The 21,134-nt window shown below is 64.6% G+C and carries 20 protein-coding genes; 10 read left to right on the top strand and 10 right to left on the bottom strand.

Going from position 1 to position 21,134, the window contains the following annotated elements; all coding sequences use genetic code 11:
- Positions 1 to 44 precede the first annotated feature (44 nt).
- On the bottom strand, positions 45 to 824 hold the full coding sequence (locus tag FBZ93_RS13795; protein WP_146986464.1) for a DUF4167 domain-containing protein: 780 nt from the start codon (positions 822 to 824) through the stop codon (positions 45 to 47).
- Between the two features lie 515 nt (positions 825 to 1,339).
- On the bottom strand, positions 1,340 to 2,230 hold the full coding sequence (prmC, locus tag FBZ93_RS13800) for a peptide chain release factor N(5)-glutamine methyltransferase (protein WP_146986465.1): 891 nt from the start codon (positions 2,228 to 2,230) through the stop codon (positions 1,340 to 1,342).
- Between the two features lie 105 nt (positions 2,231 to 2,335).
- Here prmC and FBZ93_RS13805 point away from each other — a divergent pair, with 105 nt between their 5' ends.
- A complete protein-coding gene (locus tag FBZ93_RS13805; RefSeq protein ID WP_146986611.1) occupies positions 2,336 to 2,761 on the top strand; it encodes an HIT family protein in 426 nt (141 codons plus the stop codon).
- 79 nt (positions 2,762 to 2,840) lie between these two features.
- Here the strand turns inward: FBZ93_RS13805 and FBZ93_RS13810 are convergent, their stop codons facing one another.
- A complete protein-coding gene (locus tag FBZ93_RS13810; protein ID WP_146986466.1) occupies positions 2,841 to 3,743 on the bottom strand; it encodes a LysR family transcriptional regulator in 903 nt (300 codons plus the stop codon).
- Between the two features lie 129 nt (positions 3,744 to 3,872).
- Between FBZ93_RS13810 and FBZ93_RS13815 the strand changes: the two genes are divergently transcribed.
- From FBZ93_RS13815 to FBZ93_RS41085, 3 genes are read left to right on the top strand one after another with little or no spacing between them, the layout of a single operon-like run.
- Positions 3,873 to 5,057, top strand: coding sequence for an MFS transporter (locus FBZ93_RS13815; protein ID WP_146986467.1), 1,185 nt, complete (start codon positions 3,873 to 3,875; stop codon positions 5,055 to 5,057).
- Positions 5,058 to 5,077: 20 nt separating this feature from the next.
- Positions 5,078 to 5,620, top strand: a complete 543-nt coding sequence (locus tag FBZ93_RS13820) for a cyclophilin-like fold protein (RefSeq protein ID WP_246667466.1) — start codon at positions 5,078 to 5,080, stop codon at positions 5,618 to 5,620.
- The gene (locus tag FBZ93_RS41085; RefSeq protein WP_208764005.1) at positions 5,589 to 6,248 is read left to right on the top strand and encodes a hypothetical protein; all 660 of its coding nucleotides are present in this window, start codon (positions 5,589 to 5,591) and stop codon (positions 6,246 to 6,248) included. The genes FBZ93_RS13820 and FBZ93_RS41085 overlap by 32 nt, the downstream gene beginning before the upstream one ends.
- On the opposite strand, the gene FBZ93_RS13830 is transcribed toward FBZ93_RS41085, so the two are convergent.
- From FBZ93_RS13830 to FBZ93_RS13845, 4 genes are all read right to left on the bottom strand, one after another.
- Positions 6,205 to 6,903: an ABC transporter ATP-binding protein gene (locus FBZ93_RS13830; RefSeq protein ID WP_146986468.1), complete on the bottom strand. Its 699-nt coding sequence runs from the start codon at positions 6,901 to 6,903 to the stop codon at positions 6,205 to 6,207. The genes FBZ93_RS41085 and FBZ93_RS13830 overlap by 44 nt on opposite strands.
- The gene (locus tag FBZ93_RS13835; protein WP_146986469.1) at positions 6,900 to 8,759 is read right to left on the bottom strand and encodes a branched-chain amino acid ABC transporter ATP-binding protein/permease; all 1,860 of its coding nucleotides are present in this window, start codon (positions 8,757 to 8,759) and stop codon (positions 6,900 to 6,902) included. The genes FBZ93_RS13830 and FBZ93_RS13835 overlap by 4 nt, the downstream gene beginning before the upstream one ends.
- Before the next feature lie 13 nt (positions 8,760 to 8,772).
- Entirely contained in the window at positions 8,773 to 9,648 is an 876-nt protein-coding gene (locus FBZ93_RS13840) for a branched-chain amino acid ABC transporter permease (RefSeq protein WP_146986470.1), read from the bottom strand.
- Positions 9,649 to 9,752: 104 nt separating this feature from the next.
- Entirely contained in the window at positions 9,753 to 11,108 is a 1,356-nt protein-coding gene (locus tag FBZ93_RS13845; protein ID WP_146986471.1) for a substrate-binding protein, read from the bottom strand.
- 244 nt (positions 11,109 to 11,352) lie between these two features.
- Between FBZ93_RS13845 and FBZ93_RS13850 the strand changes: the two genes are divergently transcribed.
- Positions 11,353 to 11,841, top strand: coding sequence for a hypothetical protein (locus FBZ93_RS13850; RefSeq protein ID WP_074130713.1), 489 nt, complete (start codon positions 11,353 to 11,355; stop codon positions 11,839 to 11,841).
- A 146-nt stretch (positions 11,842 to 11,987) separates the two neighbouring features.
- On the top strand, positions 11,988 to 12,458 hold the full coding sequence (locus FBZ93_RS13855; RefSeq protein WP_146986472.1) for a MarR family winged helix-turn-helix transcriptional regulator: 471 nt from the start codon (positions 11,988 to 11,990) through the stop codon (positions 12,456 to 12,458).
- Between the two features lie 114 nt (positions 12,459 to 12,572).
- Here FBZ93_RS13855 and prfA read toward each other — a convergent pair whose 3' ends face one another.
- From prfA to FBZ93_RS13870, 3 genes are all read right to left on the bottom strand, one after another.
- Entirely contained in the window at positions 12,573 to 13,652 is a 1,080-nt protein-coding gene (gene prfA, locus FBZ93_RS13860) for a peptide chain release factor 1 (protein ID WP_146986473.1), read from the bottom strand.
- Between the two features lie 57 nt (positions 13,653 to 13,709).
- Positions 13,710 to 15,977 (bottom strand): phosphoenolpyruvate--protein phosphotransferase, encoded by a 2,268-nt coding sequence (gene ptsP / locus FBZ93_RS13865; protein WP_146986474.1) that lies wholly within the window; start codon positions 15,975 to 15,977, stop codon positions 13,710 to 13,712.
- Between the two features lie 497 nt (positions 15,978 to 16,474).
- Positions 16,475 to 17,731: an aspartate kinase gene (locus FBZ93_RS13870; protein WP_146986475.1), complete on the bottom strand. Its 1,257-nt coding sequence runs from the start codon at positions 17,729 to 17,731 to the stop codon at positions 16,475 to 16,477.
- A 209-nt stretch (positions 17,732 to 17,940) separates the two neighbouring features.
- On the opposite strand from FBZ93_RS13870, the gene FBZ93_RS13875 reads away from it, so the two are divergent.
- The 4 genes from FBZ93_RS13875 (at position 17,941) to FBZ93_RS13890 (ending at position 21,107) form a co-directional block, all read left to right on the top strand.
- A complete protein-coding gene (locus FBZ93_RS13875) occupies positions 17,941 to 18,408 on the top strand; it encodes a PH domain-containing protein (protein ID WP_146986476.1) in 468 nt (155 codons plus the stop codon).
- Positions 18,409 to 18,422: 14 nt separating this feature from the next.
- Positions 18,423 to 19,205, top strand: a complete 783-nt coding sequence (ubiG, locus tag FBZ93_RS13880; RefSeq protein ID WP_146986477.1) for a bifunctional 2-polyprenyl-6-hydroxyphenol methylase/3-demethylubiquinol 3-O-methyltransferase UbiG — start codon at positions 18,423 to 18,425, stop codon at positions 19,203 to 19,205.
- Between the two features lie 317 nt (positions 19,206 to 19,522).
- On the top strand, positions 19,523 to 19,804 hold the full coding sequence (locus FBZ93_RS13885) for a GIY-YIG nuclease family protein (protein ID WP_146986478.1): 282 nt from the start codon (positions 19,523 to 19,525) through the stop codon (positions 19,802 to 19,804).
- Positions 19,805 to 20,207: 403 nt separating this feature from the next.
- Positions 20,208 to 21,107: a DMT family transporter gene (locus FBZ93_RS13890; RefSeq protein ID WP_146986479.1), complete on the top strand. Its 900-nt coding sequence runs from the start codon at positions 20,208 to 20,210 to the stop codon at positions 21,105 to 21,107.
- Positions 21,108 to 21,134: the final 27 nt, after the last annotated feature.

Consider the following 21,134-nt stretch of genomic DNA (forward strand, 5'->3'; position numbering starts at 1 on the left):
TCGCTCGTCTCGACCCCTCCAGGGGAGGGTGGCTGCGCGGTGCGTTACTCGTTGCCCGGATTGAAGTCGTCGCCGGTCGGCGCGGGCTGCGCTGCCATGTCGGGGCGCGGACCGTGCGGACGGCGGCGGCGGCGCGGGAAACGCTCGCTGCGCTCACCGCGTTCGGCAGCACCGCCATTGTTGCCTTCATAGGCGCCACCGTTGACCTGCGGCTGCGCGCCGCCGGTGATGAACGAGGGCAGGCGATCGACGCCGCCGGCATCGGCCATCGCGGGCTGCGGCTGGTTCTGCGGTTGCGGCTGGTATTGCGGCTGCGCACGATGCTCGCGTTCGCGGTGTTCACGCGGCTGCTGCTGGTCACGCTCGCGGTGCTCGCGCGGCTGCTGCTCGCGCTGGTACGGCTGCTGGCCGTTGTCGCGCATGAAGGGTTGCGGCTGCTGCGGCACGAAGCCCGGCTCCTGGCCGAAGCTTGAATAGCCGTCGCTGTCGTCGTCGCCGTCCTCGGTCGCGACCGGCTCGGCGTCGGGGCGCGGCTGCTGCTGATTCTGCCGGAACTGCTCCTGTGCGGCCGCGATGATCCGGTAGTAGTGCTCGGCGTGCTGGTAGTAGTTTTCGGCTGCCACCGGATCGCCGGAGGAGCGTGCATCGCGCGCCAGCTGAACGTATTTCTCGGCAACGTGGGAGGCCGTGCCGCGGATCTTGATGTCGGGTCCGTTCGATTCGTACACCCGTGTCAGGGGATTCTGGCCGCGCCGGTTATTGTTGTTGTTATTGTTGTTGTTATTCCGGTTGCGCATCCGCTTGTTGTTCTGACCGTTTCTCATCTGTCGCCTTTTATTCCAGCCCTGAAGTTATTGCAGTCCACAGTGCGATTCTCAGAAGTCCGATTCCCAGAAAGTCCGATTTCTCAGAAGTCCAAATTTCTCAGAAGTCCGATTTGCAAAGTCCGATTCGACGCGCGCCTAGGCGCACGGAATCGCAATACCGTTCGAAGTGGCTTCGATGTCGCTGACCATCGCGTTCAGCAAATACGCGTTCCCCAACCGCCGACAAAACCCGCCAGCGACCAAATCATTCCGCCCGTCGAGACAGGCCCAGTTCTCGTGCGTAAGTCTTCAAGCGCAATAACAGGCTTTCGTTCGCTTGGCGGTCGAGAGCAGCACAGCTTCGGCTATTGCGCTCAATGAGACCTGCGTTCCTGGAACCTTTCGATCGGCGGGCTCTGCTGAACCCTGGTCATCACCCGTAACGGTTTACGGGGCCAGCACCGATGTTGTGCCCGGAACGTAGTCGTTCCCGGGAGATAATCCAAGAGGTTTTTTTTCGTTCCAATAGGACTTTATCGGGGCGGCCGGCGGGCGGAAACGGCCCTCGGAATGCCCCCCAGATCGGTCCTGGGCGGCCCCGTTGGGGATAACCCCGAAGCCGTCATCAGCGCTTCAACGTCGCCGCTCTGGCCCTGTCCGACTTCCACAACCAGAAATCCACCCGAGCTCAAAAGACCCGCAGATTGCGAGATCAGCGCACGGTAGGCATCGAGCCCGTCGGCGCCGCCGTCGAGTGCCGCATGCGGGTCGTGTGCGCGCACCTCGATGTCGAGGCCGGCGATGTCGGCCGAGGGGATGTAGGGCGGATTGGACACGATCAGGTCGAACGCGCCGGTCAGTCCGCTGGCATAGTCGCACTGGATCCACGTGGTGCGATCCGCGAGCCCGAGCTCGGTGGCGTTCCGGCTCGCGGTCTCAAGCGCCTCCGCCGAAATGTCGGTGGCGAAGCCATGCGCGTGGCGCAGTTCCGAGAGCAGCGCCAGCAGGATCGCGCCGGAGCCGGTGCCGAGATCGGCGATCCGCAATGCGCGGTCAGCCGCACCATCGGCCCGCAGCAGCTCGAGCGCGCGCTCGACTACGGTCTCGGTGTCGGGGCGCGGCACCAGCGTCGCGGCGGAGAGATGCAGCGGCAGTGCCCAAAACTCTTTCATGCCCAGAACGCGCGCGACCGGTTCGCCGGCGAGGCGCCGCCGCGCAAGGGCCTCAACGCGATCCGCTTCATCCCGGGTCAGGATGCGCTTGGCGCCGGCGACCATGCCGGTCAGGTCGAGCCCAAGCGCGGCGCCGACCAGCAGGCGCGCATCGAGCGCGGCATCGTGGCCGCTGACGGCATTGAGGCGCGCGGCCAGCATGCGGCGGGCGCTCTCGACGGTCTGGCTGCCATGTTCAGCTGATGCGCTCATTGCGCGTTGTTAGCCGATGGTCGATGCGGCGTCGATATGGCTTGCGCCGCGCGTTGCCGGCGCGCACGGTCGACGTCTCAAATGATCAATCCGGAACGCGCGACCATGACGGGATATGACGACCAGAACATCTTCGCAAAGATCCTCCGCGGCGAGATCCCGAGCTTCAAGGTTGATGAGACCGACCGGACCTTTGCGTTTCTCGACATCATGCCGCGTTCGCCGGGGCATACGCTGGTGATTCCGAAGGCGCCCGCGCGCGGCATCCTCGACATCACAGAAGACGACCTTGCCGCGGTGGCGCGGACGGCCAAGCGCATCGCGATCGCCGCAATGAAGGCGTTCTCCGCCGACGGCATCATCATCCAGCAGTTCAGCGAGCCCGCCAGCGGCCAGGTCGTCTTACACCTGCACATGCATGTGATGCCGGTGAGGGAAGGCATAGCACTGCTGCCGGCACAGACCGTCAAGGCGGACATGGATGTGCTCGCCGATCATGCCAGGCGCATGATCGCGGCGCTGGCAGGCTGAACGAGGGCGCGTACTTATAATTTGCCGGTCATGTCCGCTTTGCCCCGGCTCCGGTTGAAGCCCAGACAGACTTGATTGATCACGATCGCCTCCTGTGATCGCGTAAAGCATCGACGATTACTCTGAACGCGGGCAGGTTCTGACGACGGTTTGGATAATAGAGAAAGTAACCTTCAAAGAAGGGCGACCAATCGTCGAGAACCTGCACCAGTTCACCCGAATCGATGTGCCGCTCCACAATGTTTTCGGGAACGTAGGCGATGCCGTATCCGTTCACGGCCGCGTCGATCATGGCGTACGAATTGTTGAAGGTGAGCTGGCCGCTCACCCGGACGCGCAAGGCCTGGCCTTTCTTCTCGAACTCCCAGACGTAGAGTCCGCCCGCCGTCTCGTGGCGCATGTTGATGCAAACGTGCCGGACCAAGTCTTGCGGATGCTCCGGCGCTCCATGCTCGGCGAGATAGCCCGGTGATGCCACGGCGACAAGGCGCCAGTCCGGACCGATCCTGACTGCGATCATGTCCTTCTCGACGCTCTCGCCCAGCCGCACACCGGCATCGAAACCTTCCTCGACGATGTTGCGGAAGGTGCTGTCCAGGATCAGCTCGACGCTGATGTCAGGATAGTCTTTGAGGATCGGCTTCAGTTTCGGCCATACGACGCTTTCCAGCGCGTGGTCGGACAGGGTCAGCCTGATCGAGCCGGACGGCTTCTCGCGGAGCGCCGTCAGCGCCGCGATCTCCTCCTCGATTTCGGCGATGCGCGGGGTAATCGTTTGCAGGAGGCGCTCACCAGCGGCAGTCGTCGCGACGTTCCGGGTCGTGCGCGTCAGAAGCTGCAGTCCCATGCGGTGCTCGAGCTGCTTGATGGTATGGCTCAGCGTAGATTGGGCCACGCCGAGCTTGGCCGCCGCCTTGGTAAAGCTGCGCTCATCGGCAACGACCTGAAACCATGTCAACTGGTTGAGATCGGTCTTGGCCATTGGCTCCCTTGCCTCGTCCAGATTATTTATCGATGCGGTCGATAAGTCTATTCCAATTTCGACGGCTAATTAGTTAATGGCAAGTCCACTAGGTTTGCCCTGCAACAATTCACGCAGGAGCAAACGGACATGGTGGCTGCGGCCGCAATCGAAGAAGGCAAACCGGCCGCCGCTTGGGGCGCCGTTCTCTCGATGGCGCTCTGCGTGGCGATGCTGATCGCCTCGGAGTTCATGCCGGTCAGCCTGCTGACGCCGATGGCCGAAGGGTTGCGCGCGACCGAGGGTCAGACCGGACAGGCGATCTCGATCAGCGGCCTCTTCGCGGTGACGGCCAGCCTGCTCATCACGACCGTCGCCGGGACGCTGAACCGGAAATGGGTCATGGTCGCGATGACGGCGGTGATGCTGCTGTCACTCGTCCTGGTCGCAGCCGCGCCGAATTTCATGGTGCTGATGATCGGCCGCGCGCTTCTCGGCATCTGCATCGGCGGCTTCTGGGCGCTGGCGACGGCCGTCATCATGCGGCTCGTTGCCGAGAGTGACGTGCCGCGCGCGCTTGCCCTGATGTATGGCGGGCAAGCCATCGCGGCCGCTTTTGCCGCTCCCATCGGCAGCTATCTCGGCGGCCTGTTCGGCTGGCGCGAGGTGTTCTGGGCGCTGACACCCATCGTTGCCATCAACCTCGCCTGGCATGTCGCTGCGCTGCCGTCGCTGCCCGCGAACCGGAAGCAAAATTTCCGGGCCATGTTCGACCTGCTGAAGCGTCCGTATTTCCAGCGCGGGCTTGCAGCCTGCATGCTGTCCTGGGGCTCGGCTTTCACCATGTTCACCTATCTGCGACCGTTTCTGGAGCGGGTGACAGGCGCGGATGTGACGACGCTCTCCGTCCTCCTGCTGATGCTCGGCTGCGCGGGGTTCATCGGCACATGGGCGGCTGGCCGTTTCATCAAAGGCAACGTCGCGCCTTTCCTGAAGCTGCCGGCGCTTGTGATGGGCGGAGCCACTGTTGGGCTGTTGCTGCTTGGCTCCTCGGTCGTCGCCGCGAGCCTGTTCATGGCGATCTGGGGAGCGATGAACACGATGTTCTCGGTCATCTGGATGACCTGGATATCGCAGAACGCGGATGACGTACCCGAGGCCGCCGGCAGCCTGATGGTCGCAGCGATCCAGGCTTCGATTCTGGTCGGCGCAATGTTGGGCGGCTTCCTGCTCGACGGCATTTCGATCCAGGCAACCTTTATTGGCAGCATCGTTCTGGCCCTGCTCGCCATCGCGTTGATCGGGAACGGGCAACGTTTGCTGAAACCGGAATGAGAAGGCGCGAGAAGGCATCGATGGATGCCTCCAGCACGAACATCTGCAACTCCCCTCGCAACACGGGGAATCGAATGACAAGCGGGAGGGCGAAGCTTTCACGACGCGTATTGCTAACGGGCGCTGCTGCCAGCCTCACAGTTCATTTCGTTGTTCGCGCGCAGACCAACGCGACTTCGGATGGGAAAGGGACCGCCATGTATCTCAGATTTGTCTTCGCCGATGAGGACTTCACGGCAACGCTGGAGGACAATCCCTCCGCGCGCGATCTGTTCTCGATGCTGCCGCTCGACCTGAAGATCAGCGACTACTCGACCAACGAGAAGATCGCGTACCTGCCGCGCAAATTGACGGAAGAAGGAAGCGGACGCTTCGAAAGTGAGGCGGTCGGCGACCTTTGCTACTACGCCCCCTGGGGCAATCTGGCGCTATTCCACGGTCCCTATCGCTGGTCGCGCGGGCTGATTCGGCTCGGCCGACTCGATCAGGGCGCCAAGCCGCTGCTGGTGCGCGGCGAGCATTTGTTGCGCGTTGAAATCGTTTCTCAGCCTCACCTCCGATGAAGATGACTCCTTCACCATCGTCAATACCAGCGCATTCGGTCGCCATGACGTTGGTGCCGATCATGGGGCGGTTCTGGCCGGCTTCCTGGTGATCGGCGCGGCACTGCCGGTGCTGCCGTTTCATGTGAGTCACGACCTTGACTTCTCAACGCTTGTTGTCGGCCTCGTCGCAGGCGCGCAGTTCGCCGCGTCGCTGGCCACGCGCATATGGTCCGGCTCCTATTCGGACGCCAACGGCGGAAAGCGCAGCGTCGTGCTCGGGCTCATCGCCGCCGCGGCCGCCGGTCTGTTGTATCTCCTGTCGCGCGCCTTCTTTCAAATGCAAGTAAGCGCACCAGACTGGTTTAGAAAAAGGGTTACGCATCAATCGTGCTGCTTGCGCCGCGTTGGGAAGCGGCACGGTCCTTCCCCCGCAAAACACAGTTTGCGGGCGAGGGGCGTTCGCAAGATTTCGGAATATTGGAAATATACCCCTGATTTGCCCGACGGGTCAAGCCGCCGCGTCGAACGCCGGCAGCCGCCGGCACCTTTGCATGGGGTTGTTTTCGATATTTTGGCCGCACGCCTGCGGTGGCGGGTTCGCTCTACACCCCGAGATACCGTTGCAGCACGTCGGGCTGTGCCTTGATTTCCTGCGCCGGCCCTTCATGGACGATGTGTCCATTGTTGATGATGTAGATGCGCTGCGCCAGCGCCAACGTCGCGGCGAGGTTCTGCTCCACCAGCACGATGGTCTGTCCGGCCTCGGCCAGATCGCGGCACGCCTTCATCAGGTCGCGCACGATCACCGGCGCCAGCCCCTCGAACGGCTCGTCGAGCAGGATGATCTTGGGATCGCGCACCAGCGCGCGTGCGATCGCCAGCATCTGCTGCTCGCCGCCGGACAGATCCGTGCCGCGGTTGCCCCGCCGCTCGCGGAGCCGCGGGAACATCTCGTAGATGCGCTCCAGCGGCCAGCGCTGCGAGGCGGTCAGGCCGGCGATCACGAGGTTCTCCTCGACGCTCAGGCTGCCGAAGATGCGGCGCTCCTCATGGACCAGCTGCATGCCGGCCTGCGCGATCCTGTGGCTCTTCTTGCCGGCGATATCGACGCCGTCGAACCGCACCGAGCCGCGGCGCGGGGTGACCACGCCCATCAGGCTCTTCAGCGTCGTGCTCTTGCCGGCGCCGTTGCGGCCGAGCAGCGCCACCACCTCGTTGCGCTCGACGCGCATCGACACGTCGAACAGGATGTGGGAATCCCCGTAATAGCTGTTCAGTCCATTGACTTCGAGCAGGCTCATGCGGCGAGCTCTCCATGCACGCCGCCAAGATAGGCTTCCTGGACGGTCGAATTGTTCTTGATCTCTTCCGGCGTTCCCTCGACCAGCACGCGGCCTTCCTGCAGCACGGTGACGCGCTCGGCGAGTTCGAACAGCGCATCCATGTCGTGATCGATGATGATCATGGTGCGGCCCTGGCTGATCGATTTCAGCAGCTTCACGGTCTCGACACGCTCGCGCGGGCTCATGCCGGCCAAGGGCTCGTCGAGCAACAACAGGCTCGGCGATGTCGCGAGCGCGAGCCCGATCTCGAGCCGCCGCTTCTCGCCATAGGCGAGCTCGGAGACCGGCGTATCCGGCCGCGAGGTGAGATTAACCAGCTCGAGCGTGTGCTGCACGCGCTCGGACAGGCCGGGGATGCTGTCGATGCTGCGGAACAGGTCGAGCTTGAACTTGCCGCGCAGCCCGGACAGTGCCGCGATCACCAGGTTCTCGCGCACGGTCAGCCCGGCGAACAGCTGGTTGACCTGGTAGCTCTTGGTGAGGCCGAGCTGGCAGACGTCGGTAACGTTCATGCCGGTGATGTCGCGGCCCTCGAACACGATGCTGCCCGAGGTCGGGTGCACCTCGCAGGTCAGCATCTTGAAGAAGGTCGACTTGCCGGCGCCGTTGGGGCCGATGATGCCGCGCAACTCGCCGTGATTGACGGTGAAGTCGATATCGCTGTTGGCGAGCAGGCCGCCATAGCGTTTGGTCAGGCCTTTGGCCTGGAGGATCGGACCGGAGGGACTGGCCTCGGGGCGCGGCCGCACGGGCGTTGGCGCAGCGGCGGTTACCGCGGCATGCGGCGTGCTTGCGACGGCGACCAGCTCCGGCTCGCTCTCGTCCGGCTCGCGCGCGCCGTGCTGTCCGGTCAGCAGGCCGTAGAGATCGGCGAGCCCGCCGATGATGCCGCGGCGCAGGAAGCACACCAGCAGCACGAACACGACGCCGAGCACGAGCTTCCAGGCCGCGCCGAGCCCGAGTGTCGCCTGCAGGAAGTCCTGCAACGACAGCCACACCGCGGCGCCGACCAGCGGCCCGAACAACGTGCCGCGGCCGCCGATCGCGGTTTGCATCACGAGCTGGCCCGAGGTGTCGAAGGTGAAGGCGTCGGGCGGCATGAAGGCCTGCAGCACGCCGAGCAAGCCGCCGGCAAAGCCGGCATAGGCGGCGGCGATCACGAAGGCGGTCAGCTTGTAGCCGTGGATGTTGTGGCCGACCGCGGTCGCCCGCAGCGGATTGTCCCGGATCGCACTGAACACGGCGCCGACCGGCGAGCGCACGATGCGCAGCGCGATCACGACGCCGATGAAGTAGCAAAGCGCCAGGAACTGGTAGAGCGACCAGCCGGTGGTGAAGTGCAGCGTGGTGAAGCCGAGATGGAGGCTCGGGGTCGGCACGCCTGGCAGTCCGTTCTCGCCGCCGGTGAAGTCCGATAGCGGATTGAACTCGACGAAGAAGAATACCTCCGCGATCGCGACCGTGATCATCGCGAAGTAGATGCCGGTGCGGCGTAGCGCGATCAGGCCGATCAAATAGCCGGTGGCGGCGGCCGCGATCATGCCGATCACGAGTGCGAGCACGACATAGGGGAAGCCGGCGCTGGTCAGCAAATAAGCGGCGACGAAGCCGCCGGTGCCGTAAAACGCCGATTGGCCGAACGACAGCAGGCCGGTGAAGCCGAACAGGATGTCGAAGCCGAGGCCGAACAGGCCCCAGACCAGGATCCGGTTCACCGTGTTGGGGGCGAAGCCGAGCCACGGCAGCACGAAGGGCGCGAGGACCAGGCCCGCGGCGGTCAGGAATTCGATCAGGTATGGGCGCTGCTTCAGCATTTGGGATCCGTCGTCATTCGCGGCCCTGCGTGCCGAGCAGGCCATGCGGTCGGAGCACGAGCACGAGCGTCATCGCCGCGAACAGCATGACGTAGGCATAACCGGGGTTGAACATCGAGGTGATGCTGATGATCTCGCCGGCGATCAGCCCGCCGAGGATCGCGCCGGGAAACGAGCCGACGCCGCCGATCACCACGACGACGAAGGTCTCGACCAGGATGTCGTCGCCGACACCAGGCGTCAGCGACACCACCGGCGCGTTGATGATGCCGGCGAAGCCCGCGGCCATCGCGCCGATGCCGAACACGATCATGAAGACGCGGTAGACGTTGATGCCGAGCGAATCGACCATCACCGAATCCTCGATGCCGGCGCGCACGATCATGCCGAGCCGGGTGCGATAGAGGATCAGGAACAATCCGCCGAGCGCGACCGCGACGATGCCGACCACGGCGAGCCGGTAGGTCGGGTAGAACAGGAAGCCGAGCGAGGTGATGCCCTGCAGCAGTGCCGGCGGTGGCACCACCTGCGACTGGCTGGTGAAGATCAGGCGGACGATCTCGACGAAGCAGATGCCGAGGCCGAAGGTCACCAGCAGCTGGTCCTCATGCGGGCGATGGTAGAAGTGGCGGATGATGATCCGCTCCATCGCCACCCCGAGCACCATCACGAACAGCGAGCCCGCGATGACGGCGAGAATGAACGAGCCGGTGTAGGAATAGGCCACATATCCGGCGTAGCCGCCGATCATGAACATGGCGCCGTGGGCGAGGTTGAGCACCCCGAGCGTGCCGTAGATGATCGTCAGTCCGGAGCTGATCAGCGCGAGCAACGCGCCGAGCGCCAGCCCGTTGAAAAGTTGCGAGATGAAATTCGGCCAGTTGATCATGGCGTGCGTTCAGTTGGCCCCGGTCAATGGAGGATAGGTTCCGACACAAAGCGGCGCCGCGGATCGGGTCGCCCCGCCCACGGCGCCGAGTCGTCCCACGTCGATCAGGTGTAGTCGCCGAGATGGCAGCCGAACGCGTCCGGCTTCTGCATGAGGCCGTCGCCGGGGACGATCTCGACCACCTCGTAATAGTCCTCCTTGTTCTTCATCTCCTTTTCCATCTTGCCGCGGACGATGATGACGGGGCGGACGCACTGGTGATCCTCGGGGCGGTAATGCACGTCGCCGACCAGCGAGGGGATGGTCTCACCCTTCTCGTAGGCCTTGATGACATCGGGCGGATAGAAGCTGCCGGCTTCCTCGACCATGCGGGCCCAGTGCGCGAAGCTGACATAGGCGTTCTCGGCGCCCCATTCCGGCTTGTAGCCGAACTTCTTCTCGAAGGTGTCGTTGAACAGCTTGGCCAGCGGATACTTGTCCTCGATGGTCCACCAATAATCCGTCGCGGCGTAGACGCCCTGCATCAGGCCGCCGGTCTCGCGGGCGATGAACGGCACCTGGTAGGGCACCACGAGCTTCATCTTGTCGAGCACGCCGAACTGCTTGGCCTGCTGCGTCGACAGCACGGCGTCGTGGCCCCAGTTGACGTTGATCAGCACGTCGGCGCCGGAGTTCGCGACGTTGAGCAGGTACGACGAATAGTCGGGCGCGCCGAGCGGCGACACCTGATTGGTGACCGTCGTCCAGCCCGCCTGGGCGAGGAAATCCTGCATCGACTTGGTCACGGTGTGGCCGTAGGTGTAGTCCGGCGTCAGGTAGGCGGCCTTCTTGCCCTTGCCGAACTGCTTGATCAGCACCGGCGCGATCGCAGCCGCCGCGGTCTGACCGAAGAAGTTCTGGCGGAAGCCGTAGCGCACGCAATCCTTGCCGGTGGTGTCGTTGGAGCCGGAGATGCCGCAGACGAAGATCACCTTCTCGCGCTGCGCCAGCTTGTTCAGCGCAACCGCGACCGCGCTCGATGTGCCGCCGGTGATCATCACCGCCTTGTTCTCCGAGATGAAGCGCTGCTGCGCCTGCACCGCCTCGTTCGGCTTCGCCGCGGAATCCGCGACGCCGTACTTCAATTCCTTGCCGAGCACGCCCTTGCTGGTCTTCGGCGAGATCTTCTTGATCAGCTCGTGGCCGCTGTTGATGTGCTCGATCGCGAGCTGATAGCCCTTCAATTCATCCTCGCCCTGCACGGCATAGGTGCCGGTGCGCGGCACCGAGATGCCGATGAAGGCGGAGGAGCCGGACGTGCCGGCGGGAAAGGTCCCGATCGCCGGCTTGTCCTCGGCGAATGCCCGCGATGCGATCGAAGCCGGCAGCACGGTGCCGCCGATCAGGCCGGCGCCGGCCTGCAGCAGGGTGCGACGCGAGACGTTGAATGCGCTGCCCGGCCGAAAATCCTTGGTGCTCATCGCTCGATATCCTCCAATTATATTGATTGTTGGCGCGCATGTTCATTGGTCGCCGGATCGGATCGATCGGCGGCTGGATGCGCCGGCTGCGATGGAGCAGCCCGTCACAGGTACAATTCCCCACCGGGATATTTAGTCAATGTCGCCTTTCGTCGAATCATATCGGCCTACGATAGAATTAATGTCGTTCCACGATGTATCGAGGGTTTACCGCCCCGGTGCGGGTCCTGTAAGTGAGGGGGCGATGATCCAGGAGCCTTCAAGTCGCAGCGCAAATACCGCGGAGCACGCCGTCACCGCGGACGGCGGCGCCGAGCCATCGGGCGGCCTGAGCATCCGCGCGATGAACGTCCTGAAGGAGTTGTCGGTGGAACTGACCGACGACGTGCCGCCGAAGGTCGGCTGGACGCCGCCGGACGATCTGCTGCGACTGCTCACCGCGCGTCATCTTGCGACGGCGCGAAATTGCGGACGGCAGACCATGCGCGAGATCATCGATTGGGCCGCCTCGCGCGGGATCTCGATCCCGGCGCCGCATCATACCGGCAAGTCGCTGTCCGAAGTCTGGGGCGGCCTGGTCGAGCGGGCCTCGGCCGGGCATCTCACCAAGAGCGAGATCACCGAGGCGCTGGAGAAGTCGATCCGCCGCCGCAGCCCGCGTATTCCGGTCGCCTTCCAGATCGTGCTCTTGAAGATATTGAGTTCGAGCTACGATCACTGGCCGCAGCCGTGATCTTGCCGGACTGCTCGGTGCGACAGTCAAACCGTTGAAAACATAAGTGCAAAGGCTGCCGGTAGGATGGTCCGCCCGGCCCGGGCTTGCTAGCGTCGCGCAGGCTTCTGCCGTTCGGCGGAGCGAACCAGCGACGGGACGACGGAATGCCTCAAGCCAAGCAGCGACGAACGCCAGGCGCGACCACGAAGCGGAACGCGGTCGCCGCGACGGTGGACTACCGGGCGCTGGCGCAATTTCGCTTCGAGCTGCGGACGTTTCTCGCATTCAGCGAGGAGGGGGCCCGCAAGGCCGGGCTGACGCCGCAGCAGCATCAGGCGCTGCTCGGGATCAAGGGCTTCGTCGAGCCCGGCCCTCCGAGCGTCGGCGATATCGCCCGCTTTCTGCTGATACGACACCACTCCGCCGTCGAATTGATGAATCGCATGGCCAAGCTCGGGCTGATCAGCCGGGTCGCCGATCCCAAGGACGGCAGGCGGGTTCAGCTCAAGCTGACGGCGAAGGGCGAGCAGAAGCTGCAGGCGATCTCGAAGAAGAACATCGAGGAGCTGCGCCGCGCCGCGAGCCCGGCATTGCGCCGCTTGCTGAGATCCTCACCGCAGGCGGGCGAGCTGTAAGCGGCCGCGCGCGTCAGAGCGTTTTCGAGCGAAGTGGATACCGGTTCGCGTGAAGAAAACGCGTCAAGACAAAACCTAGGGCCCCGGTCCGATTCCATCGGAACGGGAAAGGCTCTAGGCCGCCGCGCCCTGCGCCGCGAGCTGCGCGGCCTGGTGCTCGGTGGTCAGCGCATCGATCAGTTCGCCGAGCGCCTCGCCCGCGACCACCTGCGGCAGTTTGTAGAGCGTCAAATTGATGCGGTGGTCGGTGACTCTCCCTTGCGGGAAATTATAGGTGCGGATGCGCTCGGAGCGGTCGCCGGAGCCGACCTTCTCCCTGCGGTCGGCGGAGCGCGCGGCCTCGACGCGCTGACGCTCGGCGTCATAGATGCGCGAGCGCAGGATGTTCATCGCCGACGCCCGGTTTTTGTGCTGCGAGCGGCTGTCCTGCATCATCACCACGATGCCGGTCGGCAGATGGGTGATGCGGATCGCGGACTCGGTCTTGTTGACGTGCTGGCCGCCGGCGCCGCCGGCGCGCATGGTCTCGATCCGCAAATCGGTGTCCTTGATGTCGACGTCGACGTCCTCGACCTCGGGCAGCACGGCGACGGTCGCAGCCGAGGTGTGGATGCGGCCCTGCGTCTCGGTGTCGGGCACGCGCTGCACGCGATGCACGCCGGATTCGAATTTCAGCTTGGCGAAGGCGCCGCGGCCCTGCACCTCGGCGATGATTTCTTTGTAGCCGCCGACGGTGCCCTCGCTCGCCGAGATCACCTCGACCTTCCAGCCCTGCAAGGCCGCGAAGCGCTCATACATCCGGAACAGGTCGCCGGCGAACAGCGAGGCCTCGTCGCCGCCGGTGCCGGCGCGGATTTCCAGCATCACGTTGCGATCGTCCATCGCATCCTTCGGCAGCAGCGCGATCCGGATCTGCTGCTCGAGCTCGCCGATGCGCGCCTGCAACGTCTCCAGTTCGGCTTCCGCCATGCTGCGCATCTCGGGATCGGTCCCCGCGTCCGCCAGCAACGCCTCGGTGTCGACGAGTTCAGTGCGAGCAGAGCGATAGAGCTTCACCGCATCGATCAGCGGATTGAGCTCGGCGAGCTCGCGCGTGATCGCAACATAGCGGTCGGACTTCACCTCGCCGAGCAGCTCGGCCTCGAGCGAGGCGTGATGGGCGAGCAGGACGTCGAGTTTGGCTTCGGGTAGCATGGCGGTATCTCGAATTTGCTGAAGGCGCGAAGGGTGGCGGAAGCGACGGCAGCGTCGCTACAAGGCCAGCCCCTCGGTTTCCGCAAACTTCGTCAGCGCCTCGCGGATCGAGACGCTGCCGACCGGCGCGTCGAGCAGCGGATTGATCATCGCCTCGGCCTTGGCGGCGTCGAGGTCGAGAATCAGCGCTTTCACCGGGCCATGCGCGGTCGCCGACAGCGACAGCGAGCGATAGCCGAGCGCAATCAGCGCCAGCGCGCCGATCGGCTTCGAGGCCATCTCGCCGCACAGCGAGGCGGCCTTCTTCGCGCTCTTGGCCTTGCGCACGATGTCGCGCAGCGCGCGCAGGATCGGCGCCGACAGGATGTCGAAGCGCTCGGAGACCTTGGCATTGCCGCGGTCGACCGCGAACAGGAACTGGAACAAATCGTTGGAGCCGACCGAGACGAAGTCGACCTTCTTCAGGAGTTCGTCGAGCTGGTAGAGCAGCGCCGGCACCTCGACCATGGTGCCGATATCGATCCGCTCGGGCAGCGAATGGCCATGCTGGCGCAGATAGGTCAGTTCGCGCTCGACGATCGCCTTGGCCTGATCGAATTCGGCGATGTCGGAGATCATCGGGAACATGATCTTCAGCGCGCGGCCGCCGCCGGCGCGCAGCAGCGCGCGGATCTGGCCGCGCAGCAGGCCGGGACGGTCGAGGCCGAGCCGGATCGCGCGCCAGCCGAGCGCGGGATTTTCCTCGACCACGGTCTCCATATAGGGCAGCGCCTTGTCGCCGCCGATGTCGAGCGTGCGGAAGGTGACGGGCTTGGAGCCGGCGGCGTCGAGCACGGTGCGGTACAGCGCGAGCTGGTCGCTCGAGCGCGGCAGGTTCGGGCTCACCATGAACTGCAATTCGGTGCGGAACAGGCCGATGCCGGCGCTGCCGGTGTCGTCGATATGCGGCAGGTCGATGGTCAGGCCGGCATTGATCAAAAGTTCGATCGGCTGGCCGTCCTTGGTCACGCAGGCCTTGTCGCGCAGCGCCGAATATTGCGCCTGCCGCCGCGCCCGGAACCGGACGCGTTCGGCATAGGCGGATTCGATCTCGGTCGAGGGGCGGACATAGATCTCGCCGGAGATGCCGTCGACGATGATGGCATCGCCGGGATCCGCGATGCCGGGCGCATTCGGCACCTCGCCGACCGCGGGAATGCCGAGCGCGCGCGCCACGATCGAGACGTGCGAGTTCGCGGTGCCTTCTTCCAGCACCAAGCCGCGCAGCCGCTTGCGGTCATAGTCGAGCAGCGCCGCGGGGCCCATCGCACGGGCGATCAGGATGGCGTTGTCGGGCAGCTGCTCGCGCGACGGCGCATGGTCCTGGCCGACCAGTTGCCGCATCAGGCGATGACCGAGATCCTCGAGGTCGTGCAACCGGTCACGCAGATACGGATCGGTCGAGCGCAGCATGCGCGCGCGGGTGTCGGACTGCACGCGCTCGACGGCGGCTTCCGCGGTGAGGCCGGTGGCGACCGCCTCGTGCAGCTTGTGCGACCAGCCCTGGTCGTTGGCGAACATGCGGTAGGCTTCGAGCACCTCGCGATGCTCGCCGCCGTCGGCGACGTCGCCGCGCTCCAGCATGCGGTCGAGATCGGCGCGCAGATTCGCGAGCGCGGTGTCGAGCCGCTTGACCTCCTTCGGCAGGTCCTCGGCGATATAGTTGGTGATGACGACGCGCGGCTCGTGCAGCACGACATGGCCGAGCGCGATGCCGTCGGAGAGCACTGCTCCGGTCTTGTGCAGCGAGTGCCGCGCGGCGGGCTCGGCGCCGGGCTGCGCCAGCGCGGCAAGCTCGCCGGAGGCGATCATCTCCGCCAGCACCATGGCGGTGGTCTGCAGCGCCTCGACCTCTTCCTCGACATAGGTGCGCTTGGCGCGGTTCTGCACCACGAGCACGCCGAGCGTGTTGCCGGCGCGCAGGATCGGCACGCCGAGGAACGAGTGGTAGGCCTCTTCGCCGGTCTCCGGGCGGTAGGCGAAGGCCGGATGGCTTTGCGCGTCGGACAGATTGAGCGGCGTCGCCTCGCTGGCGACGAGGCCGACCAGGCCCTCATGCGCGCTCAGCACGGTGCGGTGCACGGCGTCGCGGTTCAGACCTTCGGTGGCATAGAGTTCGAGGGTGTTGTCGATGCGCAGCACGTAGCAGGAGCAGACCTCGGCCACCATGTTGGCCGCGATCAGCACCACGATCTTGTCGAGGCGCTCCTGGGCGGAGACTTGCTCCGCCATAGTCTCGCGGAGCCGTCTCAACAGGATGCGTGGGCCTCCCGACGCGCTCCGCATATGCTTCAGTCCCTCCCCACGAGGCCGGCGCACCGGGCCGGCCGGCCGCTGGCGCAAAACTCGTCAAAAACAACAATTTTAGTCATTCGGTGTCGCCGCTTGCGCCAGTTCCCGCCGATTCGGGATCACCAAAACTGTGCCACAGTTTGCGACAGCCTACCTGACTGGCCGTATAGCCAATCGAGGCTCGCTTTGCCAAGCAAAACGCCTGCCAGTAGCAAATAACGTCTGCGCCAGCCCAATGCTGCGCCCGCTAAGAAATTCTAACTCCGGGGCGGGGGTAGTCGAGCACGGCTCCCGCTCTCCGTCATTCCGGGGCTCGCCAACGGGTCCGCGCAAAGCGCGGCCCGATGACAGGCTCCGCGAGAACCCGGAATCCATTTCCCCACGGAACATGCGGCCCAATGATTCCGGGCTCGCGCCAAGGCGCGCCCTCAGGTGCGCAATTGCGCACCGGGGAATGACGGCGGAGAGAGCCTGTCCGCCGCCGGCAGACCCTACGCCTGATCCAGCCCGTACAGTGTGTGCAGCGTGCGCACCGCGAGTTCGGTGTAGGCGGCGTCGATCAGAACCGAGAACTTGATCTCAGAGGTGGTGATGGCGCGGATGTTGATGTTGCGCTCGGACAGCGCCTTGAACGCCTTCGCCGCGACGCCGGCGTGGCTGCGCATGCCGCTGCCGATCACCGACACCTTGGCGACGTCGGTTGCGGTGTCGAGCCTGATATAGCCGATCTTGGCCTTGGCGGAGGTAATGGTGTCCTTGGCGCGGTTGTAGTCGGCGGCCGGCACGGTGAAGGTGAGGTCGGTGGTCTTGCCGTCCTCCGACACGTTCTGCACGATCATGTCGACGTTGATGTTGGCGTCCGCGAGCGGCCCGAAGATCGCCGCGGCGACGCCCGGCTTGTCCTCGATCTGGCGCACGGAAATCTGGGCTTCGTCCTTGGAGAAGGCGATGCCGGTGACGACGTGCATTTCCATGATTTCCTCCTCGCTGCAGATCAGCGTGCCCGGCGGCTGGTTGGCGTGCGGGTCGATATCCTCTGGCTTGTCGAAGCTGGAGCGCACGAAGATCGGCATGTTGTGCACCATGCCGAGTTCCACGGAACGAACCTGCAGCACCTTGGCGCCCTGTGAGGCCAGCTCCAGCATATCCTCGAACGCGATCTTGTCGAGCCGGCGCGCCTTCGGCACCACGCGCGGATCGGTGGTGTAGACGCCGTCGACGTCGGTGTAGATGTCGCAGCGGTCGGCTTTCAGCGCGGCGGCGATCGCCACCGCCGAGGTGTCCGAACCGCCGCGGCCGAGCGTGGTGATGCGGCCGGTATCGGGATTGATGCCCTGGAAGCCGGCGATCACGGCGACTTCCTTGCGCTCCTTGAAGCGGGTGATGATCTCGCTGCCGTCGATCTCGAGGATGCGCGCCGAGGCATGAGCGTCCGAGGTCTTGATCGGGATCTGCCAGCCCTGCCAGGAGCGCGCCTGGATGCCGATGCCCTGCAGCACGATCGAAAGCAAGCCCGAGGTGACCTGTTCGCCGGAGGCGACCACCGCGTCATATTCGCGCGCGTCGTGCATCGGCGAGGCTTCGGTGCACCAGGCCACCAGCTCGTTGGTCTTGCCGGACATCGCGGAGACCACGACGGCGACCTCGTGGCCGGCGTCGACCTCGCGCTTCACGTGCTGCGCGACGTTGCGGATACGATCGATATTGGCGACGGACGTACCGCCGAATTTCATCACGAGGCGGCCCATGACGACGCGTCTATTCCTTTAAGAGGATAAGTAGGTTAACCCACGCCGAAAACCGCAAGCGCGGGGACCGAAAGGCGCGTATACATAGCGCCGCGCCCGGGGGCAAGCCGGTTGGTAGGGGTCCATTGGGGTCCTCCGGGGGTGTTTTTGCCGGTTGCGGGCGGGCTGTGGCGCAACGGTGACTCGGGGGTCATGCGAAGGCGGATTGGATGGGACGCTATATCGACGATATCCTGCAGCCCGGCGAGAAGGTGCTGTATTCCACCAATGCGCACTGGATGTTCTATCTGCCGGCGATCGGGGCCTGGATCGTGGTGCTGGCGCTGCTGATCCTGTCGCGGATGACGACGGTCGATGCCCTCGTGCTGGTCTGCCTGGCGGCGGCCGCCGTGGTCGCGGTGGCGGCGCTGTACTGGACCGGCGCGGCCTGGTTCCATCGCTGGACCACGGAAACCGACGTCACCAATTTCCGCGTGGTGCACAAGAGCGGCTTCATCAAGCGCCGCACCTTCGAGATGAGCCTCGACAAGGTCGAGAGCGTCGACGTCAACCAAAGCATTCTGGGGCGCCTGCTCAATTATGGCGACGTCACCATCCGCGGCGTCGGCGAGGGCATCGAGACCATCAAGACCATCGCCTCGCCGCTGTCGTTCCGCAATTCGATCACCGCGCGATAGGGGCGCGCGCAATCATGGCACCGCAAACAACGCTTTCCAGTTCCTCCGCCAGTTCCTCCGCCAATGCCTCCTCGGGCTCGGTCGATCCGGCGGAGGTCGCGAAGTTCTCGAAACTGTCGGATGAATGGTGGGATCCGCGCGGCAAGATGGCGCCGCTGCACAAGATCAATCCGTTGCGCCTGACCTATATCCGCGACGCCGCCTGCCGCAAGTTCGAGCGCAACGCCAAGAGCCTGAGCTGCCTGTCCGGCCTGCGCCTGCTCGACATCGGCTGCGGCGCCGGGCTGTTGTGCGAGCCGTTCACGCGGTTAGGGGCCCAGGTGATCGGGATCGATCCGTCCGCCACCAACATATCGGCGGCGAAGCTGCACGCCGACAAGGGCCACCTGTCGATCGACTACCGCTGCACCACGGTCGAGGAGATGGACGCGCGCGAGCGCTTCGACATCGTGCTGGCGATGGAGGTGGTCGAGCATGTCAACGACGTCGGTGCCTTCATCAAGCGCTGCGCTGTCATGCTCAAGCCCGGCGGGCTGATGGTGGTCTCGACCCTGAACCGCAACTGGAAGAGCTTCGCGCTGGCGATCGTCGGCGCCGAATACGTGCTGCGCTGGCTGCCGCGCGGCACCCATGACTGGAGCAAGTTCGTCACCCCCGCCGAACTCGAGCGCTATCTCGGCGACGTCAACCTCACCGTCACCGAGCAGGCCGGCGTGGTCTACAACCCGCTCGCCGACAAATGGACCGTCTCGACCGACATGGACGTGAATTACATGGTGGTGGCGGAAGAGGTGTGAGTTAGGCCCCCGATCTCGGCCATACGATAGGTGTCGTCCCTGCGAACGCAGGGACCCATAACCACCGGCCCAAATAATTGGGCGAGGTCAGCGTTCCGATTTGTTGTAGGGTCGGCTGTCCGGCCATCGTGCCCCAAACACCTCCCTGTGGTTATGGGCCCCCGCGTTCGCAGGGGCGACGCGGAGTTTGTGGCGCGACTGGTGGAGATGTGAGACGCTGTGTCCTCCCAAAGGTGTCCTCCCAAAGGTGTCGTCCCTGCGAAAGCAGGGACCCATAACCACCGGCCCAATAATTCGGCGAGGTCAGCGTTCCGAGCATGCATTACGTCTACATCCTCGCAAGCCGACGCCATGGCACGCTGTATATCGGCGTGACGAATTCCGTGCAGAAACGGCTCGAGGAGCATAGAGCCGGAATAGGCTCATCGTTCGTCAAGACATATGGTGTCTACCGCCTCGTCTACGTGGAAGCCTACGAACGGGCTGAAGAAGCCATCGCTCGCGAAAAGCAACTCAAACGATGGAAGCGCGACTGGAAGATCGAGCTGATTGAGCGCGAGAATCTCGAATGGCGAGACCTCAGCGATCTGCTCGTCTGACTGGTGTGCCACAAACCGCTTCCTGTGGTTATGGGTCCCTGCTTTCGCAGGGACGACGGGGAGTTTGCGGCGGCCGATGGCGATTTGAGATCGGTTATATTGGCTCGGCTCTCGTCAACCTAGCCGGTGTCGTCCCTGCGAAAGCAGGGACCCATAGCCACCGGCTTGAGTTGCCTGACGACGGTCGGCGTTTCGCTGATCGCTCTGGAGCGAGCTGCAGCCTCGCTTGTCTGACAGCAGTGCCCCAAACCTCTGCCTGTGGTTATGGGTCCCTGCGTTCGCAGGGACGACACCGAGTGTGTGGTTCGCGCGCAGCCCTGTCATGCACCGGCTCGGTTGACCGCGTCGGCTGCAATCGGCACGCTGCAGGCGTACTCCCGCCCGGCACATTTCCTTATCCCGCATGCTCACCATCGCCTCGCTCTGGATTCCCTTCACCATCGTCGCTGCGTTCGGGCAGGTGGCGCGCAATGCGATGCAGCGGCAGCTGACCGGGCCGCTCGGGACCTGGGGCGCGACCAATATCCGCTTCTTGTTCGGCCTGCCGTTTTCGGTGGTGTTCTTCCTGCTCGCGATCCTCGTGACCGGCGACCCTGTGCCGTGGCCGATGGCGTCGTTCTGGCCGTGGCTGCTGTCCGGCGCGCTGAGCCAGATCGTCGGCACCGGCTTCATGCTGCTGGCGATGAACGACCGCTCCTTCGTGGTGACCACGGCCTATATGAAGACCGAGGCGATCCAGACCGCGATCTTCGGCTTCCTCTTCCTCGGCGATCATCTGACGTCCGCCAAGGTCATCGCGATCGTGATCGCGACCGTCGGCGTCGTGATCACCGCGCTCAGGCCCGGCGGGCAAAAGAGCTTTGCCGATCTGCGCCCGACCGTGCTCGGCCTCGGCGCCGCCGCGGTGTTTGCGATCTCCGCGGTGAGCTTTCGCGGCGCCATCATCGCGGTGCCCGATGTCTCGTTCGTGACGGCGGCCTCCTACACGCTGATGTGGAGCCTCCTCGTCCAGACGCTGATCCTGTCGGTGTATCTCTTGCTGCGCGCGCCCGACGTGCTGCGGAAGATCCTCGGCCTGTGGCGGCCCTCGATGTTCGCGGGCTTCATGGGCGCGTTCTCCTCGCAATTCTGGTTCCTGGCGTTCGCGCTCACCGCGGCTGCCAATGTGCGCACGCTGGCGCTGATCGAGGTCCTGTTCGCGCAGGGCGTGGCGTATTTCTCGCTGAAGCAGCCGTTCTCGCTGCGCGAACTGACGGGCATCGTGCTGATCGTGATCGGCGTCGCGCTGCTGATTGCCGCGTAGACTCTTGTTTGACGCGTTTTCTTCACG

Origin of the sequence: Bradyrhizobium macuxiense, from assembly GCF_007993935.1 — a bacterium.
GTDB classification, from domain to species: Bacteria; Pseudomonadota; Alphaproteobacteria; order Rhizobiales; family Xanthobacteraceae; genus Bradyrhizobium; species Bradyrhizobium macuxiense_A.